This window comes from Mycobacterium talmoniae (assembly GCF_001854525.1).
Classification (GTDB): Bacteria; Actinomycetota; Actinomycetes; order Mycobacteriales; family Mycobacteriaceae; genus Mycobacterium; species Mycobacterium talmoniae.
Genome location: NZ_MLQM01000015.1, coordinates 33,542 through 51,002 on the forward strand (window position 1 = coordinate 33,542; position 17,461 = coordinate 51,002).

The following is a 17,461-nucleotide window of genomic DNA, read 5'->3' on the forward strand; positions in this document are numbered from 1 at the left end:
CGCGATTGGCGGCGTCACGCTGTTACCCTGCGAAGGCTGGTAGTTGACAGGCCGCGGCGCGGCCGACCGCCCAGCCAGTCCACCGAGCAGCGCGAACGTAGCTAGAGCAGGGTCATACGGAAAGAGTGTTGTGCGCACCGGAGAGATCAAAGCCTTAACCGGGCTTCGCATCGTCGCCGCCGTGTGGGTGGTGCTCTTCCACTTCCGCCCGCTGCTGGCCGAGGCCGTCCCCGATTTCAGCTCGGCGCTGGCCCCGGTGCTCAACTGCGGGGCCCAGGGCGTCGACCTGTTCTTCATCCTCAGCGGGTTCGTGCTGACCTGGAACTATCTCGATCGGATGGGTCCGTCCTGGTCGACCCGCGACACCGTGCACTTCCTGTGGCTTCGGCTGGCCCGGGTGTGGCCGGTGTACCTGGTCACCCTGCATCTGGCCGCCGCGTGGGTGATTTTCACCCTGCACGTCGGCCACGTGCACCCGGAGGACATGAGCCAGTTCACCGCCATCAGCTACGTGCGGCAGTTGCTGCTGGTGCAACTGTGGTTCGAGCCGTTCTTCGACGGCTCCAGCTGGGACGGCCCGGCGTGGTCGATCAGCGCCGAATGGCTGGCCTACCTGCTGTTCGGCGTGCTGGTGCTGGTCATCTTCCGGATGACCCATGTGACCCGGGCCCGCAGCCTGCTGGTGTTGGCGTTCGCGTCGGCGCTGCCGCCGGTGCTGCTGCTGCTGGCCACCGGCCAGTTCTACACCCCGTGGAGCTGGCTGCCCCGGATCGTCACCCAGTTCGTGGCCGGGGCGCTGGCCTGCGCGGCGGTCCGCCGGCTGCGGCCCACCGATCGAGCCCGGCGCGGTGTCGGATACCTGTCGTTGGTGCTGGTCGCGGGCCTGGTCGGGGCCCTGTACGTGCTCGACGCGCATCCGGTGGACACGGTCAGCGACTCCAGCGGCCTGGTCGACGTGCTGTTCCTGCCGGTGGTGGTGACGCTGGCGATCGGGGTCGGCAGCCTGCCGCGGCTGCTGTCGACCCGGGTGATGGTGTACGGCGGGCAGATCTCCTTCGGGCTGTACATGGTGCACGAGCTGGTGCACACCGCCTGGAACTGGGCGGTGAAGCAGTTCGAACTCACCCTGCAGGACAGCGCCGGACCGTGGATCTTGCTCGGCGTGCTCGCCGTCGCCGTGCTGGGTGCCATCGTGCTGTTCCACGGGGTCGAAGAGCCGGCCCGGCGCTGGATGCGGCGGATGATCGGCGCCGGCCCGGAGCCGGCCCCGCACTTGGACCCGCTGGCCGACGCCGGCGACGAGGACCGTGAGCCCGCCGCCGACGCTGCCTCGGCCGATGCGCCGTCTGGCGACACCGCTGCGGGGGACGCCGCGGAGGACCCCGCGGCCGACGAAACACCCTGTGCCCCAGACCTTATTGGATACGCGGTACGCTAACCGTCGCGCGCTCGGCGATTTGCGCTCACGTCGGTAGGTTGACGGAGCGGCGGCGCCGGGTAGGCCATAAGCTGTCGCTGATCGCGGTGCGGGCCATTGCGACGGCATGGACAGTGGAGGTAGCAGTGGGGCGGGTCACCGCGTTCGCGATCGCAGTTGCCGTGCTGGTCGGTATCGGCGGCAAGCACCCGACGCCGGTGCGCCCGTACGCGTTACGCAGCGCGGATTCGCCGCTGGAGCACGTCGCGGTGGTCAGCGACTCCTACACGACCGGCACCAATGAGGGCGGACTGGGGCCCAAGGCCTGGACCGCGCGGGCCTGGCAGATCCTCAGTCGCCAGGGCGTGCAGGTGACCGCCGACGTGGCCGCCGAGGGCCGGGCCGGCTACGGCGCGATCGGTGACCACGGCAGCACCTTCGGGGATCTGACCGTCCGCGCGGTGCGACCCGACGACGCGCTGGTGGTGTTCTTCGGCTCCCGCAACGATCAAGGTGTGGACCCATTCGCGCTGGCCGGGCTGAGCCACAACGCCTTTGATCTGGCGCATCGCACCGCGCCGGGCGCCAGGCTTCTGGTGATCGGGCCGGCCTGGCCGACCGCCGACGTGCCGGCGAACGTGCTGCAGATCCGCGACACCCTGAGCGCTCAGGCCTGGCTGACCGGGGCGGCGTTCGTCGATCCGATCGCCGAGGGCTGGTTCGTCGGCCGCCCGGATCTGATCGGCGCCGACGGCGTGCACCCCACCGACGCCGGGCACGCCTACATGGCCGACAAGATCGCCCCGCTGATCCGGTCGCAGCTGCCGATGCGGGTCTAGCTGCTGGGTTCTAGCCCGCGAGCGTGCGCAAAATGTCAGGTTTCTTCGCGTTGAGGCGTGCGTTTGTGCACGCTCGCGGCTAGGGCCGACAGCCCGCCGGCAATAACGGAGCGAATGCTCTGTTATAGTGGGCGGGTGCCCCGGCCCCGTGTTCACGACCCCGACCGCGTGTTAGACGCGGTCGAGTCGCTGGCGGCCGCGTCCGGCCCGGCCGCGGTGACGATCCGGGCGATCGGGGCGGCGGTCGGCATGTCCAACGGCGCCGTCTACCACAGCTACGGCTCCCGCGCCGGCCTGGTGGGGGCCGCGTGGCTGCGGGCGGGGCGTCGATTCCTGGACCTGCAGCAAGAACTGGTCGACGACGCGCTGTCGGCGCCGCGCGGGGGAGCGGTGGACGCGGTCGTGGCCGCCGCCGACGCCCCGGTGGCTTTCGCTGAGCGCCACCCGGAGTCGGCGAAGCTGCTGCTGACCATCCGCCGCGACGACCTGCTCGGCGACGACCTGCCGACCGACATCGCCGCGCGGTTAGCCGAACTCGACACGTCGCTGGTCGAGTTGATGATCCGCCTAGCCGTCGCCGTGTGGGACCGCAAAGACGCCAACGCCGTCGACACCATCACCACCTGCATCGTCGACCTGCCCACCGCCATCGTGCTCGGCCGGGAGCGGCTGGGCAGCCCCACCGCACGCCACCATCTGCACGCCGCGGTCCGGGCGGTGCTAGCCGTCGGACCGCCACCACCGAAAGGACATGCCGCATGACCCTGACCCTCAGCTACGACGACAAGATCGCCATCCTCGACTTGGGTGACGACGAAAACCGTTTCTCCCCAGAGTTTCTCGACGACATCGAGGCGAAGCTCGATGAGGTGATCCAGGCCGGCGCGCACGGCCTGGTCACCACCGCGACCGGCAAGTTCTACACCAACGGACTGGATCTGGACTGGCTCGGTGCCCACGGGGAGCGGGCCGACTGGTATGTCGGCAAAGTGCAGGGATTGCTGGCGCGGGTGCTGACGTTGCCGGTGCCGACCGCCGCGGCGGTGGTCGGTCACGCATTCGGCGCCGGCGCGATGTTGGCGATGGCCCACGACTTTCGGGTGATGCGCGCCGACCGCGGCTTCTTCTGTTTTCCCGAGGCCGACATTCGGATTCCGTTCACCCCCGGGATGGCCGCGCTGATTCAGGCCAAACTCACCCCGCAGGCCGCGGTGGCGTCCATGACCACGGGGCGCCGTTTCGGCGGAACGGAGGCGGCCGGCCTCGGCCTCGTCGACGCCACCGCCGGGGAGGGGGCGGTGACCGCCGCCGCGGTCGAGGTGCTGCGCCCGCTGGGCGAAAAAGACCCGGGCACATTGGGGGCGATCAAGACCACCATGTTCGGCCCCGCGGTCGCGGCGCTGAGGGCTGCCGGGGAACAAACCCGCGGCTAGGTCACCGGCTTGCTGCGCCGAGGCTGAGCTGGCAGCGCCGGGGCTGAAGCTACGGCGCCCAGCCTGCGTCCAGTGCACCGAGACTGAAGCTAGGGCGCCGAGACTGTACTCAGCGCGTGGATTCTCGAAAAAGTACGCACTGGACGCGGGCTCGGCGCACCGCATTCAGCCTCGATGCCAACGCTTCAGCCTCGGCGCGGCAGGTACCTCAGGTGAGGTCGAAGCGGTCGAGGTTCATCACCTTGTTCCATGCCGCGACGAAGTCCTGCACAAACTTCTGCTGCGCGTCGTCGGCGCCGTACACCTCGGCCAGACCACGCAACTGCGAGTTCGAACCGAACGCCAGGTCCACCGCGGTGGCCGTCCACTTGAGGGTGCCGCTGGCGCGGTCACGAATCTCGTAGACGTTCTCCGACGACTCCGACGCCTTCCATTCATTGCCCATGTCGAGCAGGTTGACGAAGAAGTCGTTGGTCAACACCTCGGGCCGATCGGTGAACACCCCGTGCTTGCTGCGGTCGAAGTTGGCGCCCAGCGCCCGCAGGCCGCCGACCAGGACCGTCATCTCCGGGGCGGTCAGGTTCAACATGAACGCCCGGTCCACCAGCAGCATCTCCGCCGACAACTTCTCCTCGGCGCGCAGGTAATTGCGGAAGCCGTCGGCGCTGGGTTCGAGCACCGCGAACGACTCCACATCGGTCTGGTCCTGCGAGGCGTCGGTGCGTCCGGGCGTGAACGGCACCGTGACGGCGTGCCCGGCGTTTTTCGCCGCTTGCTCGACGGCCGCACAGCCACCCAGCACGATCACGTCGGCCAGCGACACCTTCTTGCCACCGGACTGCGCCGCGTTGAAGTCCTGCTGGACCCTTTCGAGCGCCTGCAGCGCCTTAGCCAGTTCGGCCGGGTTGTTGACCTCCCAGTCCTTTTGCGGCGCCAGGCGAATCCGTGCCCCGTTGGCCCCGCCGCGTTTGTCGGTGCCGCGGAAGCTGGCCGCCGATGCCCACGCGGTGGAGACCAGTTGGGGGATCGACAGCCCGGCGTCGAGCAGCTTGCCCTTCAGCGCGGCGATGTCCGTGTCGTCGATCAGCGGGTGGTCGACGGCGGGCACCGGGTCCTGCCACAGCTGCGGCTCGGGAACCCAGGGACCCAGATACCGTGTCACCGGCCCCATGTCGCGGTGCAGCAACTTGTACCACGCCTTGGCGAACTCCAGCTCGAGTTCCTCGGGGTGGTCCAGCCAGCGTCGGGTGATCGGCCCGTAGATCGGGTCCAGGCGCAGCGACAGGTCCGTCGTCAACATGGTCGGCAGCCGCTTCACGGAGCTGTCGAACGGGTCGGGGATCACCGGCTCGGCGTCCTTGGCCGTCCACTGGTAGGCGCCGGCGGGGCTCTTGGTCAGCTCCCACTCGTAGCCGTACAGGATCTCCAGGAAGCTGTTGTCCCACTTCGTCGGGGTGTTCGTCCACACCACCTCCAGCCCACTGCCGATCGCGTCGCGACCCACACCGGAGCCGAACGCGCTCTTCCAGCCCAGGCCCTGCTGCTCCAGCGGGGCGCCCTCGGGCTCCGGGCCGACGAGGCTGGCGTCGCCGGCCCCGTGCGTCTTGCCGAAGGTGTGCCCGCCGACGATCAGGGCGGCGGTCTCCACGTCGTTCATCGCCATCCGGCCGAACGTCTCGCGGATGTCGATGGCCGCGGCCAGCGGATCCGGTTTACCGTTGGGGCCCTCGGGATTCACGTAGATCAGACCCATCTGGGTGGCGCCGTGCGGAGCGGCCAGGTCCCGTTTTCCGCTGTAGCGTTCGTCGCCCAGCCAGGTGTCCTCGGGGCCCCAGAAGATCTCGTCCGGTTCGTAGATGTCTTCGCGGCCGAAGCCGAACCCGAAGGTCTTGAACCCCATCGCGTCCAGCGCGTAGTTGCCGGCGAAGATGATCAGATCGGCCCAGGAGATCTTGCGGCCGTACTTCTTCTTGACCGGCCACAGCAGCCGGCGCGCCTTGTCCAGGATCACGTTGTCGGGCCAGCTGTTCAGCGGCGCAAAGCGCTGCGCGCCTTCGCCGCCGCCGCCGCGGCCGTCGTGGATGCGGTAGGTGCCCGCGGCGTGCCAACTCATCCGGATGAACAGCGGCCCGTAGTGGCCGTAGTCGGCGGGCCACCAGTCCTGTGACGTCGTCATCACCTCGAGGACATCGCGTTTGAGCGCCTCAAGATCGAGGGTCTTGAATTCTTCGGCGTAGTTGAAGTCCTCACCCAGCGGGTCGGTCTGCGCCAGGTGCTTGCGCAGGACGCCCAGGTCCGGCTGGTCCGGCCACCAGTCCCGGTTGGTCATCGGCCGATGCGCCTTGGGGGTCGGGGAGGGGATTGCCGGGGCTTCGCTCTCGGACATCGGGTGCTTCCTTTCGGCGGTAGGTGAATTGGGCTGTGGTCAGGTGGGCGAGGCCGAACAGGTCGGGCACAACCCCCAATAGATGACTTCGGCTTCGTCCAGGGCGAATCCGCCGTCATCGGAGGGGGTGAGGCAGGGCGTCTCGCCGACGGCGCAGTCGACGTCCTCGATGGCCCCGCAGGAGCGACACACCAAGTGGTGGTGGTTGTCGCCGACCCGCGATTCGTAGCGTGCGACGAAGCCGGACGGCTGGATGCGGCGCACCAGGCCGGCGGCGGTCAGCGCCGACAGCACGTCGTAGACGGCCTGCCGGGACACCTCGGGCAGCGCGGCGCGCACGGCTGAAAAAATGGTCTCCGTGTCGGCGTGCGGATGCCCGTGCACGGCCTCGAGGGCGGCCACCCGGGGCCGCGTCACACGCAGCTGCGCCTCACGCAGCTGCTCGGCGAAGTCCGCCGTGGACGGCATGGCACCCATCTGACGCCGTTTTCTGGAATAAGTCAAGACTTTTCCGGAGGTTGGCGATAGTGGCTGAACCCTAGTTGACACAAGGCATTCCAGCGGCGCACGAGCGTGCGCAGACCCGGTAAATCGTTCGGCGTGTCGACCGGGGACACGCACGCTCGCGCAAGGACTGCTAGTCCTCTTTGCGGATCAGGCGGCCCAGGGCCTCGCGGTCGGGAGCCAGCAGCTCATCGATGCGGGGCTGGTTCACGTCGGCGACGATGATCTCGCCGACCTCCTGGTGCACGTCGCGGAAGATGCCGTGCGACTTCATCTTCTGGGTTTGGTACTGGTTGTCCTCGGTGGGGGTGACGTAGTAGACCGCGTCGGCCTTGAAGCGGTGCACCAGCCACAGGTGGATCAACGTCATCAGCCGCTTTTGCCGCAGCTTCTCGGCGAAGGTGTTCTGGTCGCGCACCGTCAGGATGCTGCGGCCGTGCCGGTCTTTGATCGGGTCGACGATCACGTTGGCGAGTTTGTCCTCGCCGTCGTAGATGCCGAGCTCCAGCACGTCCGAGCCGGGGCGGGTCGGACGCAGTTGCACGCGCAGCTTTTCGGGCATCTGGTAGTGCTCGCTCCACAGCGCCAGCCAGTCCTCCAACAGCTTCTTGGGCACCTCGGTCTGCACCAGGTGCTGGTGCTGGGTGGAGCCTTCGCCCATCGCCTTGGTGGTGGCGGTGCGGCCCGAGGAGGCGGCCAGCGCGGCGTCGCTGCGCGGCCCGCCGACCAGGGTTTGCGGGGTGCGGTAGGGCGACTCGACCAGCCGCATCTTGCGTTGCAGCCGGGCCAACGCCAGCATGCCGTCCTGCAGCAGGGTGGCCGCGAACTCCTCGGAGGCCACCCCGTCGACCTGGTGCCCGCCGTAGGTGATGAAGTTGAAGACGAACCCCATCTTGCCGAGTTCGGCGGGGAAGGCCCGCATTTCGTCGTCGCTCATCCCGGTGGTGTCCCAGTTGAACGACGGCGACAGGTTGTAGGCCAACATCTGGTCGGGGTACTCGGCGTGGATCGCCTCGGCGAATTGCCGGGCGTCGGCGAGATCGGCGGTCTTGGTCTCCATCCACAGCAGGTCGGCGAACGGTGCGGCCGCCAGCGACTTGGCGATCGCGTAGGGGATACCGCCGCGGACCTGGTAGTAGCCCTCGGGTGTCTTGGCCCGTTCGCAGTCCCAGCCGGGGTCGGCGCCCAGTTCGCGGGCCTTCTCCCGCGCGGTGTACAGCGGTGCCCGCTCGGCGAACGTGCGCCACTCGGCGGCGGTCATATCGCGCGGCTCGCCCTCCCGCTCGCCGAACTCGAGCAGCTCGGCCACCGCTTCGCCGTAGGTCATCAGCCCGGCGTCGTCCTGCCAGGCGTCGACGAACTTGGACTCGACCTCGTCGTAGAGGGCGTCGATCGACTTCTGTTCGCCGTTTTGCTGACCCGCGGCGGCCCGGCCGATCAGGTCGGCGATGCCCTGCCGCTGCAGCCAGGCGTCGGCGGCCGCGTACTCGCCGTCCGGCAGGGCGTAGAGCAGGTGGCCGTTGAGTTCGGTCAGCCCCGATTCGTAGCAGCGCCGCATCATCGCCAGGAAACACGCTTTGTAGGACGGAATCTTCAGGTTGGTGGTGCCCAGGATGAACGGCTGGTCGCGCTCGTCGGCGCGGCTGTCGATCAGGTTGGCGGCCTCGGCGTCGGTGCGCGCGACGATGATGCCGGGCACCCGCATCACATCCAGCTGGAAGCGGGCGGTGTTGAGCCGCTTGATCTGTTCGTCGGAGGGCACCAACACCTTGCCGCCCTGATGCCCGCACTTCTTGGTGCCGGGGCGCTGGTCCTCGATGTGATAGCCGGGCACCCCGGCCTCGACGAAGCGGCGGATCAGGTTGCGCACGTGCGGGTCACCGCCGTGACCGGTGTCGGCGTCGGCGATGATGAACGGCCGGTAGTCCACGGCCGGGGTGGCGGCGCGTTGCGCGTCGGTCATCTGCAACCGCAGGTACTGCTGGTTGCGGTCGGCGGTGAGCAGGGCGCGGACCAGCCCGGCGGCTTCCTCGGGCACCTGGCTCAGCGGATAGCTGGCCAGGTCGGGTCCGGGATCCTCGCTGATGGAGCCCTTCGCCGACGTCGCCCAGCCACCGAGGTAGATGCCCTCGATGCCGATCCGCTTCATCACCACGGCCTGCCCCGGCGAGTAGGGGCCGAAGGTGGTGATGCTCTTGCGCTGGGCGAACAGTTCCCGCAGGCGGGGATAGAACTCCTCGGCGGCCTTGCGCGCCACGGTGTAGTCGGTGGGGATGGTGCCGCGCTGCTCGACGACCTGCCGGGCCGTATAGAGGCGGGTGATCCCGTCGAACCGCGGGCTGTCGAAGTATTCCTGCGTGGCGGCGACGTCCTGCTCGAACGGTGTACGGGCTTGGACATCCGCTTCGGCGCTGGCCATGCTTTTGCTCCTGTTCAGCGTGGTTTCCCCCCCGACGGTGCCCAGTGTCCCACCGTGCCGTGTTTCGCGTGGCCGAATGCGAGCGTCGAAGCGGTGCACCGCTGACCGGGTCGGCACGGGGACCGCGGTGAAACCCACGATGTACTCCCAAATCACCGGCGAAGGCCTAGAGTGAGAGGCTATGGCGGCGCCGTCAAACCTGTGGGGCGGCGGATGGGCCGGACCGGGGCGCGGTCAACCCACCCGAGGCCATGCCCTCGGCGGCGGCCAGGCGCGGCGGATGAGCCGGCGCTTCGCCCGGGTGGGCGTCGACATTCCCGCGGCACGGCTGCAGCAAACCGCGGCCGGCGCGGCCGCCACCCCCGATGAACTGGTCGCCATTCAGTTCGCGCTGGTCGCCACCGAAACCCGCCGCGAAGAGCGGCAAGCGGCCATCACCCGCCTCAAGCGGCGCGGCATTCAGTGGCTGATCGTGGCGGGTTTGGTGCTGGCCACCCTGAACCTGCTGGCGTGCATGGTGTACCTGTTCGTCGGCATGGTGCTGCACGACAGGCCATTTTGACCACGCCGGTGGCGCGGGTTCGTCAGAAGACGCGCACCCAGTCGATCAGCATGTCCGCGGGGTAGCTGCCCTTGGTGGCGTCGCCGCCGCCGGAACCGCCGACCGCCAGGTTCAGCACCGGAAACACCGTGTAATCGGGGTCGTTGAACGGCCATTTGCGGACCGGTTCTTCGAGGTCCTCAATGCCGACCGCCGGGACGGTGAAGTAGGGTTCGGCGCCGTTGACGTAGTCCTGCCAGAAGTACATGCCGTTGTGATCCCAGGTGCAGCGCCAGGTGTGCCAGGCCCCGTCCACCGCGATCGGATGGGTCTCGAACGCGGTACCGAACGGATCCGCGTGAACCGTGGTTCCCGACGGCCACTCGCCGTTGCCGTACCACTCCATCAGGTCGATCTCGCCCTCGCGGCCGGGATCGTCATTGGACAACCACCAGGCCGGCCAGCAGCCGGCGGTCTGGCAGTTGAGTTTGATCCGGGCCTCCCAGGTGGTGCCGATGCCGCCGCGCCAGTTGCCGTGCACCAGGCCGCCGAAAAAACCGTCGCCGTCCTTGGTCGCGCGCAAGACCAGGTTGGAATTGCCGTCGACGAATACGTTTTCGCGGCTGTCCCGGTACTGGCCCCAAAACTCGGGTCTGTCGAAGCCCACCGGGTTCTTGACCGGGGTCCGGTGATTGGAGATCGTCCACTTCGAGGGGTCGGGGGCCGAACCGGCCGGGCCGTCGAACTCGTCGTGGAAGATGAAGCCGCCCGCGGACGAACTCCCGGGCGGTGCGGCCGGTGCGGGCGCCGGACCCGCCGGTGACAGCGGGGGAGCGGGGTTGGCCCGTGCTTGCGGGAGTGGGGTGGCGGCGGCTACGGCGCCGATCCCCATCATCAACATCACGCTGCGGCGATTCATCTCAGGCACAATTGCACGATATAGCCTGCAATCGCCCCGTCGAAACATGTGGGGGCGATCCCGCGTGGCGCCGGTGCGGTTCGCGGCGGCGCGATCTGGCTTAATCACCCGAAGTAGCCTGCGCTTTCGGTAGTTTCGGCGGCGTGACAGAACCGACGAATCTGCAGATCGTGCTCCGACGCCGTCCGAGCGGGCTGGTCCAGCCCGGCGACACCGAGCTGGTGACGTCGCCGGTCCCCGAACCCGCCGACGGGGAAGCACTGGTCCGGACCACCTACGTGGGCATCGACGCGGCGGCGCGGACCTGGCTCGACGACCAGCCCAGCTACTTCCCGCCGGTGCAGCTCGGCGAGGTGATCCGGGCGGCCGGGATCGGCGAGGTGGTGGCGTCGCGCTGCGATGCCTATGCCGTCGGCGACGTGGTCACCACCCTGACCGGCTTTCAGCAGTACGTGATCGTCCGCGATGACCTGTTCACCACGCCGATCCCCGGGGCGACCGATCAGCTGGCCATCATGTCGGTCTACGGCCCGACCGGGGCCACCGCCTACTTCGGGATGACCGGCATCGGTCGCCCCCAGCCGGGCGAGACCGTGGTGGTCTCGGCCGCCGCCGGCGCGACGGGCTCGGTGGCCGGGCAGATCGCCAAGATCGCGGGGGCCCGGGTGGTGGGCATCGCGGGCGGCCCGGACAAGTGCCGGGCGGTCGTCGAGGACTTCGGGTTCGACGCCTGCCTCGACTACCGTCAGGGCGACCTGCCGGCCGCACTCAAGCAGCAGTGCCCCCGCGGGGTCGACGTCTACTTCGACAACGTCGGCGGTCCGATCCTGGACGCGGTGCTGGGCCGGCTGGCGCCCAAGGCCCGGGTGGTGCTGTGCGGGGTGATCTCCAGCTATCTGACCGGCGAGCATCCGGGGCCGGCAAACTACGTGAACCTGCTGTCCAAAACCGCGCTGATGCAGGGATTCAACGCGCTGGATCAGTGGAGCCGCTTCGATGAGGCGTTCGCCGCGCTTCGCCAGTGGGAAGCCGACGGGCGGCTGGTGCACCGGGAAACGGTGATGGAGGGTATCGAGTCCTGCGTCGACGCGCTCAACGGGCTGTTCACCGGGGCCAACATCGGCAAGATGCTGGTCAAGATCAGCGAACCCAGCGGCTGAGGCCCAAACCTAGACTTGCCCCCATGGCGCGCGGTTCTGAGCACGATGTTGTGGCACCCACCGGCCTGTTCCAGATCGAGGACTGCCTGGACGCCGACGGCGGGATCGCGCTGCCGCCCGGGGTCACGCTGATCTCCCTCATCGACCGCAACATCGCCAATGTCGCGGATACCACGGCCTACCGCTACCTGGACCACACCAGCCGCGAGGACGGACAGCTCATCGAGCTGACCTGGGCGCAACTCGGCGTGCGGCTGCGCGCCATCGGCGCGCACCTGCAACGCATCACGTCGCCCGGCGACCGGGTCGCCATCCTGGCCCCGCAGGGCATCGACTACGTCACCGGGTTCTTCGGCGCCATCAAGGCCGGGACGATCGCGGTGCCGCTGTTTGCCCCCGAACTGCCCGGCCACGCCGAACGCCTCGACACGGCACTGCGCGACGCCCAGCCCGCCGTCGTGCTGACCACCGCGGCCAGGCGGGCCGCCGTCGAGGCGTTCCTGGACAAGCAGACCCGGCTGCGACGGCCACACGTCGTCGTGATCGATCAGGTGCCGGATGCGACCGGGGCAGCGTTCGCGCCCGTCGAGCTGGATGCCGACGCCATCTCCCACCTGCAGTACACCTCGGGCTCGACCCGACCCCCGGTCGGCGTCGAGGTCACCCACCGGGCGGTCGGCACCAATCTGCTGCAGATGATCCTGGCGATCGACTTGTTGGACCGAAACACCCACGGCGTCAGCTGGTTACCCCTCTACCACGACATGGGGTTGTCCATGATCGGCTTCCCCGCGGTGTACGGCGGCCATTCCACCCTGATGTCACCCACGGCGTTCATCCGCCGGCCGCAGCGCTGGATCCAGGCGCTGTCGGCCGGCTCGCGGGAGGGCCGGGTCGTTACCGCGGCACCGAACTTTGCCTACGAATGGGCCGCGCAACGCGGTCAACCCGCCCCCGGCGCCGACATCGACCTGCGCAACGTCGTGATGATCATCGGCTCCGAACCGGTCAGCATCGACGCGATCACGACGTTCACTGCGGCGTTCGGCCGCTACGGGTTGTCGCCCACCGCGATCAAACCCTCCTACGGCATCGCCGAAGCCACCCTGTTGGTCTCGACCATCGCGCCCAGCGCGGCGGCCACCGCGGTGTATCTGGACCGCGAGCAACTCGGTGCCGGCCGGGCGGTGCCGGTCGCCGCCGACAGCCCGAGCGCGGTGGCCCACGTGCCCTGCGGACAGGTGGCCCGCAGCCTGTGGGCCGTCATCGTCGACCCGCACGGCGACGAACTGCCCGACGGCCGGGTCGGTGAAATCTGGTTGCAGGGAAACAATGTTGCCGACGGCTATTGGGGCAGACCCGACGACAGCCGGTCGACGTTCGGGGCGCGGCTGCGGTCCACCCGCGGCGCCGACGGGCACGCGGCGGGCTCATCGCCGGACGCCGGGTGGTTGCGCACCGGGGACCTGGGGTTCTACCTCGACGGCGAACTGTACGTCGCCGGCCGAACCGCGGACCTGATCCGCATCGACGGACGTAACCACTACCCGCAGGACGTGGAGGCGACCGTCGCCGACGCCTCGCCGATGGTGCGGCGCGGGTATGTCACGGCGTTCACCGTTCCGACGACGGCCGGCGACGGGGAACGCCTGGTGGTCGTCGCCGAGCGGGCGGCGGGCACCAGCCGCACCGACCCGCAGCCGGCGGTCGCCGCGATCCAGGCGGCGGTGTTGCGGCGGCATGGGGTGCCGGTCGCCGAGGTGCGCATCCTTCCGGCCGGCAGCATCCCGCGCACCACCAGCGGCAAGCTGGCACGGCTGGCCTGCCGCGGTGAGTATCTGAGCGGCGCGTTGCGCACGAGCTAAATCACACCTGCCTGCCGGGGCCCCGGGGCCGCTTGGCACACTGGGCGGATGGCACAGATAACGTTGCGTGGAAACCCGATCAACACCGTTGGTGAGCTGCCCGCCGTGGGCGCCTCGGCGCCCGCGTTCACCCTGGTCGGCGCGGATCTCGGTGAGGTCAGCAGCGGACAGTTCGGCGGTAAGCCGGTGCTGCTCAACATTTTCCCGTCCGTCGACACGCCGGTGTGCGCAACCAGTGTGCGGACCTTCAACGAACGCGCCGCCGCGAGCGGCCTGAGCGTGCTGTGCGTGTCCAAGGACCTGCCGTTCGCGCAGAAGCGGTTCTGCGGCGCCGAGGGCATCGAGAACGTCACGACCGCGTCGGCGTTCCGGGACAGCTTCGGCGAGGACTACGGCGTCAGGATCGCCGACGGCCCGATGGCCGGGTTGCTGGCCCGTGCCGTCGTGGTGATCGGCGCCGACGGGAAGGTCGCCTACACCGAGCTGGTCCCGGAGATCGCGTCCGAACCCAACTACGACGCGGCGATCGCGGCCGTCAGCTGATCACCCGACGCTGATAAACGGGCTGATCGCGTCGCGGGCGAACTGCGCGACGTTGACGCTGGGGTTGCCGTCCGGGTAGCTCACCGTCGCCAGCAGGTTGCCGCCGGCGTCGACGAAGTCCCCGTCGGCACGGCCCTGGTGGGTGGTTGAGGTCACCAGGATGATGCCCGAGGTCCCGGCTTGTTTGGCCAGCGGTACCGAGAACTGCGCGTTTTGAACGGTGCTGTTGGCGCGGTCCTCGACGATGATCCTGCTGTCCGGAAAACCGAGCGTGAGCAGCATGTTGCGCATCTGCTCGGCCTCGGTCTTGCCGTTTTGCGGGTTGCCGCCGGTGACGATGACCGGGGACTGCGGGAAGAACTGGGCGACGGCCAGCCCGGTCAGGACCCGGCGGCGCAGGATCGTGCGCATGCTGCCATCCGGGTTCAGCCCGTAGCCCAGGATGACGATCGCCGGTTTGGAGAAATCCTTGACCGCGGGCACCGGGGCGGCCTGGCTAACCGCGGGTGGGTAGCCGCCCAGCGCGATGGCGGCGGAGAGGGCCACGACGCCCGCGTCGGTCTTCCATCGGCGAGCCATCCGTCCTCCCGCGACCGCTGTGACATATGGGGCCCATGTTACTGCGGTGGCGGTGCGGGCGGCGCGGCGTGGCCCGGCGGATGGGTACGGAACCAGTCGACGATGCCGGGCATGTGCCGCTCGAAGTCGCCGGGTTGGGTGACGTTGAGCATCGCCGCCGGTTCGTCGCTGCGGTTCTCGAAGTCGTGCGTGACGCCGCCGGGGACCAGCACGAACGCGCCGGCGGGTGCGTCGATCCAGTGCGCGTCGACCAGGACCGACATGGTGCCCTCGGTCACGTAGAACACGTCGTCCTCGGGATGCCGGTGCGGGCCGGGCCCGGTGGTGTGCGGGGCGAGTCGCCACTCCGAAATCGAGTAGGCGCCGGCGGTTTCGGCGCCGTCCGACTTGAACACCGCCTGGATCGGTCCCATGTCGTAGCGGCGACCCTGCCCGGCGGCGAGCACGACCGGCGAGCGTGCGGGGCGGTGGTCACCCTGGCTCATAGCGTCAGCGTAGGGAGCGGGCGCGCGGCCGGCTTGGAGAAATCGGAACGGACGTGGCCTCAGCGGGCTTGCCAATCCGGTTTGCGTTTCTCCTGCCAGGCCCGCAGCCCCTCGGCGACGTCCTGGGTCGCGCCGGCGACCTTGCGCATGGTTTCGCCGAACCGCACCGCCTCGATCCAGCCCATATCCGCGCTGCGCCACGCGACCTCCTTGGTTGCCCGCTGGGCCAGCGGGGCGGCCTGGGTGAGGGTCTGCGCCCAGGACCGCGCCGTGGCCTGCAACTCGTCGGGCTCGACCAGCTTCCACACCAGCCCGATCTCCTGGGCCCGCTGCGCGCTGATCGGTTTACCGGTCAACAGCAGCTCCATGGCGTTGGCCCAGGCCACCCGCTGCGGCAGCCGAATGGCTCCCACGATGGTCGGGACCCCGATCGCCACCTCGGGGTAGGAGAACACGGCCTCGGTACTGGCAATCACGAAGTCGCAGAACAGCACCCCGGTCAACCCGTAGCCGACGCAGGGGCCGTGCACGGCGGCGATGGTGGGCTTGAACAGCTCCATCCCCGATTCGAACGAGTTGATCGTGGGCTTTTCCCAGAACGTGCCGCCGAAGGTGCCGACCGAACCCTCGCCGTCTTTGAGGTCGCCGCCGGCGCAGAACACGTCGCCGTGGGCCGTCAGGATCCCGACCCAGGCGTCCTCGTCGTCACGGAACCGGTCCCAGGCGGCGTTGAGGTCGGTGCGCAGCGCGCCGTTGATCGCGTTGCGGGCCTCCGGGCGGTTAAGGGTGATCGTGGCGACGTGGTCGTGCAGTTCGTAGGTGACGTGGCGCATTGCTGCACAGTAGCGTCGGATCGGTGCGGTGGATCGTCGACGCGATGAACGTGATCGGCAGTCGCCCGGACGGCTGGTGGAAGGACCGCCGCGGCGCGATGGTGCGGCTGGTGGATCAGCTCGAGCGGTGGGCGGCGACCGACGGCCAGCGGGTGACCGTGGTGTTCGAGCAGCCGGCCTCGCCGCCGATTCGGTCGGCGGTGATCGAGGTTGGCCAGGCGCCGCGAGCCGGTGCGAACTCGGCCGACGACGAGATCGTCCGGCTGGTCCAAGCCGCCGATCGACCGCAGGAGATCACCGTGGTGACCTCCGATGGCACGCTGGCCGAGCGGGTCCGCAGCGCGGGGGCGGCCGTTTATCCGGCGGCCAGTTTCCGCCGCCGCATCGAGGGATCGCGATGAGCGGCCCGCGACAGTATCGGCCCCGACCGCCGCTGTCGGATTTCATCGACTACTTCGGGTATTGGGATCGGCGGGCCGGCGAACCGCACCAGAGTCGGGCGCTGCCCCGGGGTGCGGCGACCGTCGTCATCGACGTCGGCGGCCGGTCACAGGTGGACTTCTACGACGCCGACGGCCGCACCCGGCTCGAGGTGCCGCCCGCGTTCGTCACCGGTGCCGGCACTACGTCCTATCTGACCCGCATCGACGCCGCGCAGACGGTGATGACGATTCACTTCCGGCCGGCGGGCGCGGTGCCGTTTCTGGGAATCCCGTTGGGCGAGTTGACGGATTCCTGGGCGCAAGCCTCGGTCTTCAGTCCGGGGTTAGCCCAACCCATTGGTCGCCGGGCGTAGCCCGGCGTTCACAGTGGTCGAGCTTGGCCGTCGATGTATTGCGTGATGATCGACAGCGGGGCGCCTCCGCAGGAGACAGCGGAACACGACGGCGACCACAGGTGGTCGCGCATGCGGGCACGCACACAGGCTCCGGGGTATTCCCGCCGGACGCGTAAGCGGTGCGGTCTTTGAGCCGCTGCACCAGTACCGAGACCGCCAAGGTGGGTGGATAGGCGACCAGCAGCTGTACGTGGTCGGGTTCACCGTTGAACTCGACCAACTCAACGTCGAGCTCGGTACACACATCGCGCATGGTGTGCTCGGTGAAGGTAAGCATGGCATCGGTGAACACCCGGCGCCGGTATTTGGTCACGAACACCAAATGCGCGTGCCGCAGCGACAGGCTGTGCCGGGATCGGCGGTAGGTCTGCATTGTCGGTGGGTTCCTTTACGGTGTCGGTATGCAGATGCGCTATCGGTATCGCATCGAACCGACAGCTGCTCAGGCCAAGGCCCTGAGCAGGGTGTGCCCGGGTGGTGTTCAACGACGCACTGCGGGTCCGGGACGAGGCGTACCAGGCTGGGGTGAAGCTGTCGGACGCCGAGATCCAGCGGCGGGTGATCACTGCGGCCAAGACCACCGAGGAGCGAGGCTGGTTATGCGAGGTGCCCAGTGTGGCGTTGGTGCAGTCGGTCAACGACTCCCGGCGGGCCTGGCGCAACTTCTTCGACTCCCGGTCCGGCAAGCGGCGGGGGCGCA

General features: G+C 68.9%; 16 protein-coding genes and 3 pseudogenes. 11 read left to right on the plus strand and 8 right to left on the minus strand.

What is annotated here, in order from left to right:
* Positions 1-130: 130 nt before the first annotated feature.
* From BKN37_RS05260 to BKN37_RS05275, 4 genes and pseudogenes are all read left to right on the plus strand, one after another.
* Positions 131-1,249: pseudogene (locus tag BKN37_RS05260) on the plus strand (acyltransferase family protein); the annotation flags it as partial.
* 314 nt (positions 1,250-1,563) lie between these two features.
* On the plus strand, positions 1,564-2,256 hold the full coding sequence (locus BKN37_RS05265) for an Rv0518 family GDSL lipase (protein WP_071022727.1): 693 nt from the start codon (positions 1,564-1,566) through the stop codon (positions 2,254-2,256).
* Between the two features lie 135 nt (positions 2,257-2,391).
* Positions 2,392-3,018, plus strand: a complete 627-nt coding sequence (locus tag BKN37_RS05270) for a TetR/AcrR family transcriptional regulator (protein WP_071022731.1) — start codon at positions 2,392-2,394, stop codon at positions 3,016-3,018.
* A complete protein-coding gene (locus tag BKN37_RS05275) occupies positions 3,015-3,689 on the plus strand; it encodes an enoyl-CoA hydratase-related protein (RefSeq protein WP_071022735.1) in 675 nt (224 codons plus the stop codon). Before BKN37_RS05270 ends, BKN37_RS05275 begins: the two co-directional genes overlap by 4 nt.
* Before the next feature lie 208 nt (positions 3,690-3,897).
* On the opposite strand, the gene katG is transcribed toward BKN37_RS05275, so the two are convergent.
* The 3 genes from katG to aceA form a co-directional block, all read right to left on the minus strand.
* Positions 3,898-6,075, minus strand: coding sequence for a catalase/peroxidase HPI (gene katG, locus BKN37_RS05280; RefSeq protein WP_071022738.1), 2,178 nt, complete (start codon positions 6,073-6,075; stop codon positions 3,898-3,900).
* Between the two features lie 39 nt (positions 6,076-6,114).
* Positions 6,115-6,543, minus strand: a complete 429-nt coding sequence (locus BKN37_RS05285; protein WP_071022791.1) for a Fur family transcriptional regulator — start codon at positions 6,541-6,543, stop codon at positions 6,115-6,117.
* 169 nt (positions 6,544-6,712) lie between these two features.
* The gene (gene aceA, locus BKN37_RS05290; RefSeq protein WP_071022742.1) at positions 6,713-8,998 is read right to left on the minus strand and encodes an isocitrate lyase ICL2; all 2,286 of its coding nucleotides are present in this window, start codon (positions 8,996-8,998) and stop codon (positions 6,713-6,715) included.
* Between the two features lie 181 nt (positions 8,999-9,179).
* Between aceA and BKN37_RS05295 the strand changes: the two genes are divergently transcribed.
* The gene (locus BKN37_RS05295; protein ID WP_083341580.1) at positions 9,180-9,560 is read left to right on the plus strand and encodes a hypothetical protein; all 381 of its coding nucleotides are present in this window, start codon (positions 9,180-9,182) and stop codon (positions 9,558-9,560) included.
* 22 nt (positions 9,561-9,582) lie between these two features.
* On the opposite strand, the gene BKN37_RS05300 is transcribed toward BKN37_RS05295, so the two are convergent.
* Positions 9,583-10,458: a glycoside hydrolase family 16 protein gene (locus BKN37_RS05300; RefSeq protein WP_071022748.1), complete on the minus strand. Its 876-nt coding sequence runs from the start codon at positions 10,456-10,458 to the stop codon at positions 9,583-9,585.
* Between the two features lie 143 nt (positions 10,459-10,601).
* On the opposite strand from BKN37_RS05300, the gene BKN37_RS05305 reads away from it, so the two are divergent.
* The 3 genes from BKN37_RS05305 to tpx are packed head-to-tail and all read left to right on the plus strand — an operon-like array spanning position 10,602 to position 14,026.
* Entirely contained in the window at positions 10,602-11,618 is a 1,017-nt protein-coding gene (locus BKN37_RS05305; protein WP_071022752.1) for an NADP-dependent oxidoreductase, read from the plus strand.
* A 23-nt stretch (positions 11,619-11,641) separates the two neighbouring features.
* Positions 11,642-13,483: a fatty acyl-AMP ligase gene (locus tag BKN37_RS05310; protein ID WP_071022755.1), complete on the plus strand. Its 1,842-nt coding sequence runs from the start codon at positions 11,642-11,644 to the stop codon at positions 13,481-13,483.
* A gap of 48 nt (positions 13,484-13,531) precedes the next feature.
* Entirely contained in the window at positions 13,532-14,026 is a 495-nt protein-coding gene (tpx, locus tag BKN37_RS05315) for a thiol peroxidase (RefSeq protein WP_071022758.1), read from the plus strand.
* Here the strand turns inward: tpx and BKN37_RS05320 are convergent, their stop codons facing one another.
* From BKN37_RS05320 to BKN37_RS05330, 3 genes are read right to left on the minus strand one after another with little or no spacing between them, the layout of a single operon-like run.
* Positions 14,027-14,605 carry a YdcF family protein gene (locus tag BKN37_RS05320; RefSeq protein WP_071022762.1) on the minus strand — a complete coding sequence of 193 codons (579 nt, stop codon included), beginning with the start codon at positions 14,603-14,605 and terminating at the stop codon, positions 14,027-14,029.
* Positions 14,606-14,643: 38 nt separating this feature from the next.
* Positions 14,644-15,090, minus strand: coding sequence for a cupin domain-containing protein (locus tag BKN37_RS05325; RefSeq protein ID WP_071022766.1), 447 nt, complete (start codon positions 15,088-15,090; stop codon positions 14,644-14,646).
* A 59-nt stretch (positions 15,091-15,149) separates the two neighbouring features.
* Positions 15,150-15,923 carry an enoyl-CoA hydratase/isomerase family protein gene (locus tag BKN37_RS05330; RefSeq protein WP_071022769.1) on the minus strand — a complete coding sequence of 258 codons (774 nt, stop codon included), beginning with the start codon at positions 15,921-15,923 and terminating at the stop codon, positions 15,150-15,152.
* Between the two features lie 23 nt (positions 15,924-15,946).
* On the opposite strand from BKN37_RS05330, the gene BKN37_RS05335 reads away from it, so the two are divergent.
* Both BKN37_RS05335 and BKN37_RS05340 read left to right on the plus strand, forming a co-directional pair.
* Positions 15,947-16,324 (plus strand): NYN domain-containing protein, encoded by a 378-nt coding sequence (locus BKN37_RS05335; RefSeq protein WP_071022794.1) that lies wholly within the window; start codon positions 15,947-15,949, stop codon positions 16,322-16,324.
* Positions 16,321-16,719: a DUF6597 domain-containing transcriptional factor gene (locus BKN37_RS05340; RefSeq protein WP_071022773.1), complete on the plus strand. Its 399-nt coding sequence runs from the start codon at positions 16,321-16,323 to the stop codon at positions 16,717-16,719. The genes BKN37_RS05335 and BKN37_RS05340 overlap by 4 nt, the downstream gene beginning before the upstream one ends.
* A gap of 8 nt (positions 16,720-16,727) precedes the next feature.
* Here the strand turns inward: BKN37_RS05340 and tnpA are convergent.
* Positions 16,728-17,134 (minus strand): annotated as a pseudogene (tnpA, locus tag BKN37_RS05345) (IS200/IS605 family transposase).
* A 101-nt stretch (positions 17,135-17,235) separates the two neighbouring features.
* Here tnpA and BKN37_RS05350 point away from each other — a divergent pair.
* Positions 17,236-17,461: pseudogene (locus BKN37_RS05350) on the plus strand (RNA-guided endonuclease TnpB family protein); the annotation flags it as partial.